This window comes from Chroococcidiopsis sp. (assembly GCF_051657925.1).
Taxonomy (GTDB): domain Bacteria; phylum Cyanobacteriota; class Cyanobacteriia; order Cyanobacteriales; family Chroococcidiopsidaceae; genus Chroococcidiopsis.
The window spans coordinates 1-4,571 of the sequence record NZ_JBOFLP010000244.1 but is presented as its reverse complement, the minus strand read 5'-3'; the positions used below and the strand labels follow the sequence as shown (position 1 = coordinate 4,571).

General features: G+C 46.9%; 4 protein-coding genes. 3 read left to right on the top strand and 1 reads right to left on the bottom strand.

Annotated elements, in window-relative coordinates; genetic code table 11:
• The 3 genes from ACRC32_RS19715 to ACRC32_RS19705 all read left to right on the top strand — a co-directional run.
• The coding region (locus ACRC32_RS19715) for an ABC transporter ATP-binding protein (protein WP_438555566.1) at positions 1–1,134 on the top strand (1,134 nt) is incomplete at its 5' end.
• Positions 1,100–2,584 (top strand): mannitol dehydrogenase family protein, encoded by a 1,485-nt coding sequence (locus ACRC32_RS19710; protein ID WP_438555567.1) that lies wholly within the window; start codon positions 1,100–1,102, stop codon positions 2,582–2,584. The genes ACRC32_RS19715 and ACRC32_RS19710, both read left to right, overlap by 35 nt.
• 113 nt (positions 2,585–2,697) lie before the next feature.
• Positions 2,698–3,780 (top strand): fatty acid desaturase family protein, encoded by a 1,083-nt coding sequence (locus ACRC32_RS19705; RefSeq protein WP_438555565.1) that lies wholly within the window; start codon positions 2,698–2,700, stop codon positions 3,778–3,780.
• Positions 3,781–3,906: 126 nt separating this feature from the next.
• On the opposite strand, the gene ACRC32_RS19700 is transcribed toward ACRC32_RS19705, so the two are convergent.
• A partial coding sequence (locus ACRC32_RS19700; protein ID WP_438555564.1) for an MBL fold metallo-hydrolase occupies positions 3,907–4,571 on the bottom strand: 665 nt, incomplete at its 5' end.

The following is a 4,571-nucleotide window of genomic DNA, read 5'->3' as shown; positions in this document are numbered from 1 at the left end:
ACTTTAAGAAACATCTATAAACGTTATGCCGATACTGAGGTTATTAAAGGCATAGATCTTGATATAGGCGATCGCGAATTTGTTGTCTTTGTCGGTCCCTCCGGCTGTGGAAAATCAACTTTGTTACGGGCGATCGCGGGACTGGAGGAAATCACATCTGGCGATCTACTCATTGATGGCGTGAGAGTGAATGACGTGCCACCAGATAAACGCGGGTTGGCAATGGTGTTCCAAACCTATGCCTTATACCCACACATGACGGTAGCAGAGAATATGGCGTTTAGTCTGCGCCTAGCGGGTGTTCCCAAGGCTCAGCGTCTTGAAAGAGCGAAAGAAGTTGCCCGTATCCTTCAATTAGAACCGCTATTAAATCGGAAACCCAGAGAACTATCGGGAGGACAACGCCAACGGGTAGCGATCGGTCGGGCTTTGGTGCGCAAACCTAAAGTCTTTTTGTTCGACGAGCCGCTGTCAAACTTGGATGCAGCCTTGCGCGTACAGATGCGGATCGAACTTGCTAGCCTACATGATACTTTGCAAGCCACGATGATTTACGTGACGCACGATCAAGTGGAGGCGATGACACTAGCTGACAAGATTGTAGTGTTGCAGAGTGGCATTGTCGAGCAAGTCGGCTCGCCGTTGGAACTGTACCACCATCCCCGGAATTTATTTGTGGCTGGATTCATCGGTTCGCCTAAAATGAATTTTTTCTCAGTTACTGTGACAGCTGTGAATGATTCTGGGACAACAGTTGCACTGCCTAGTGAGGCAACAGTCACAATTCCCGTCCAGCCTGGATTGTCGGTAGGCGATCGCGCCACGCTGGGGATTCGTCCCGAACATTTGCGACTCGATCGCCATAACGTTACGCTCAACGGTGAAGTGCTTGTTGTAGAACGATTGGGTGGAGAAACTTTTCTCTATGTCAAGATTGCGGGTGGCGACACCTTAATTGTCCAAACAGACGGAGATAATCCCAGCCGGATGCACGATCTCGCACCGCTCCAGATTAATGGCGATCTCTGCCATTTATTTAACCAGCAAGGTGAAGCCATTCCTAAAGTCCATCGCCACCATCTAACTTCTAATGAACTCCATGAACAGCAATATCAGCACAGGCTCAACAATTAAGCTGAATGAAGCTTCCTTATCTCGTTTGCCAAACAACATCCGCGTTCCCCATTACGATCGCCACCAAATAATTAATGGCATCGTCCATATTGGTGTGGGTGGATTCCATCGAGCGCATCAGGCGTTATATCTTGACAATTATTTACATCAAAATCGCGATCGTGAATGGGGTATCTGCGGAGTAGGACTGCTGGAATTCGATCGCCGGATGCGCGATGCACTGCATTCTCAGGATTGTTTGTATACTTTGGTGGAACGCTCGACCGAAGGCGATTGGGCGCGTGTTATTGGCTCGATTACACGATATCTCTTTGCTCCAGATAATCGCCAAGCAGTTATTGACGCACTGGCAGATCCTCACTGTCGAATTGTGACGCTGACGATTACGGAAGCAGGCTACTACTACATTGAAGGTAGCGGCGAATTTGATGCTAACCATCCGACAATCCAGCACGATCTGCAACATCCAAATGAGCCAATCGGAGTCTACGGCTTTTTGACAGCAGCACTGGATAAGCGTCGCCAACAAGGATTGCCACCGTTTACGGTGTTATCCTGCGACAACTTACAAGGCAACGGTAACATCGCCCGCAAAATGTTAACTGCCTTTGCTCAGATGCAAAATCCAGAACTAGGAAATTGGATTAGCGATCGCGTGACCTTTCCTAACTGCATGGTCGATCGCATTACTCCAGCTACAACAGCAGCCGATCTCAAAATGGTGGCGGAGCAATTTCAGATTGATGATGCCTTTCCAGTGGTGGCAGAACCATTTCTTCAGTGGGTCGTTGAGGATAACTTTTGTGCAGGTAGACCCGATCTAGAATCTGTGGGCGTACAAATGACCGATGACGTTCATCCTTACGAGATGATGAAAATTCGGTTACTCAACGCTAGTCACTTACTCATAGGCTATCTCGGCACTCTAGCAGGCTACACCTACGTGCATGAGGTAATGTCAGATCCAGCGATTCGACAAGCCGTCGATCGCTTGATGACAGAAGTTACACCCACACTTCAACCCGTACCAGGAATCGATTTAGACGATTACAAACAGACTTTAATTCAACGATTTGCCAATCCCAAGATTCAAGATCGATTGCCGCGCCTATGCCTCAATAGTGCTGCTAAGATGCCAAAATTCATCCTCGGTTCGTTGCGTGACGCACTCAGACAGGATGGGGCGATCGATTATATGAGTCTGACAATTGCTGCTTGGTTCCGTTACCTCAAGGGACAGGACGATCGCGGCAATCCAATCGAGATTGATGACCCAATGGCAGATATTTTGACACAACGCGCCCGCTCTGGCGGCTCCGATCCTAGACCATTGCTGAGTCTATCTGAGATTTTTGGTGACTTGTCGCGATCGTCGCGTTTTGTGGAGACAGTTGGAAATTACTTACGCAATTTGGATGAATTTGGAGCCAAAGGAACGCTAGCGAGGTAGCGATCGTTTCCTACTGTTCTCTTGTTCCAACTAACTGTATTTTTCAAAACATATTTCATGGATAGACACCCCTATGCTGAATTCGAGGCTAGATCGAGAATCAATTTAGCGATATGACTACGGCAGCTACCCCAAATGCAAGTTTCTATATCAACGATCGCAACTACTGGATTAACGGTGCGGCGCTAGCCTATGTTGTGGGAGGATATAGCTTTGCCATCTTCTGCCTTGTGCAGCATTTATGGTGGTTAAACCTCTTGGGTACGGTGTTATTAACCCATACGCTAATTTGGGCAGCATACTTCGTCCATGAATTTATTCATGGCAACATTTTTCGTACCCCGCGTTGGAATAGTGCATTTGCTCAGGTAATGTTGTTTCTGACGGGTTCTTGCTACAGTCGTTATCGCGATGTTGCTAGCAACCATTTAGCCCATCATAAAAACAGGGCTGACTTCTCTGCCTTTTCCCTACCAGATTTTCTTCATGCTGCGCCAAAACCGCTAGTGCGCCTGATTGTAGCGTTGGAATGGCTTTATTTTCCTGCCGTTAACTTTTTGTTGCGTTGGTTCAATGTCCTGTCTCCATTTTTGGGACAACAGCGCCGAGATGAACGAGTGCGTAACGGCTTGCTGTTATTACTGCGAGGTAGTCTATTTACAGCTTTAGCTATCTACTCTCCCCGTGCCATTGTTCTTTACTTTTTCGCTTATATCTGCTTCATCAATATTCTCAGATTTATCGATTGTTTTCAGCACACGTACACTGTTTTTCAGCTAGGTCAGTCCTTACCGCAATACAGTTTGGAACATGAGGAGGCGAATACTTTCTCTAACCTCATTTCTCTGCGTTGGTCTTGGCTGAATGTATTGCTGCTAAACTTTGGCTATCACAACGCCCATCATCGAGTTATCCGTTGTCCTTGGTATCTTTTGCCTAAATTAGATGCTGAATTATACCCCCGCAATTATCGTCAGTACGTGACGCTACCTCAACTCATCGCTAACTATCATCGCTTTCGGATTCATCGCTTATTCTACGGTCAAGGAACGGTTGTGGATACCGAGAAGGGGTTGAATCTACACAACTTTGTCGGGGCAATTGGAGTATCTTTTCTATTTTCGCGGGAGCCGATAGACTGGTTGAAGCTTGCTGCTAGTCACAGTGATGGCGCGCTAAGCATTCGCGAAGTGTAGCGCAGAAAAGACTCGATCCCCCCACCCCCCCTTAAAAAGGGGGACAATATTCCCCCCTTTTTAAGGGGGGCTAGGGGGGATCTTCGAGGATCTAATACTTTTAACAGAACCGGATTTGGCAATGCCCTACACTTGAGTTTCCGAAGGACATCCTGGTTTTCGCCTTGCTGCTAAATACTCGGCGATAATTTGCCGATATCTTTCCTTACCAAAAATAGTGTAGTGACCGGGATAAACCGTCTCTATTGGTAGTTTTTCTAATCGTTCGTAGGTCGCAATATAAGTAGGAATATCGCTGCAATGGAGTTCGTCTAACAACTCGCCATCATAAATTACATCTCCTGAAAACAAATCTTGCGCTCTAGGTTCATATAAAGCAATACAGCCGGGAGAATGTCCTGGCAAATGTAGCACCTCGAAAGCGCGATCGCCTAAATCTAATACGTCTCCTGCTTGTAGAATTTGTGTAGGTTCGGTTGCCTTTAAAGTATACGTTTCGATCGTGAATCCAGGGCAAGGTAGCAAGTCAAAATGTTCTTCTAATACCCAGCCTTGTGCTGGCGTACATAACGCCTCATAATCATCTCCTTTTTGTAGTGCTTCGGCTTCGGCTGCATGAATGGCACGGTGGTCAAATTCATGCATCCCACCTGCATGATCGAAGTGAATGTGAGAGGCGATCGCCAACAACGGTTTATCGATTAAACTAGCAATGTATTGCCGCAAACTCGCAACCCCTAGCCCAGTATCGATCAAAAGATCGCGATCGCGACCTTTAATTAACCAGAGAT

Coding starts and splice junctions, on each gene's coding strand:
- ACRC32_RS19710 (WP_438555567.1), top strand. CDS start 1,100: ATGAACAGCAATATCAGCACAGGCTCAACAATTAAGCTGAATGAAGCT.
- ACRC32_RS19705 (WP_438555565.1), top strand. CDS start 2,698: ATGACTACGGCAGCTACCCCAAATGCAAGTTTCTATATCAACGATCGC.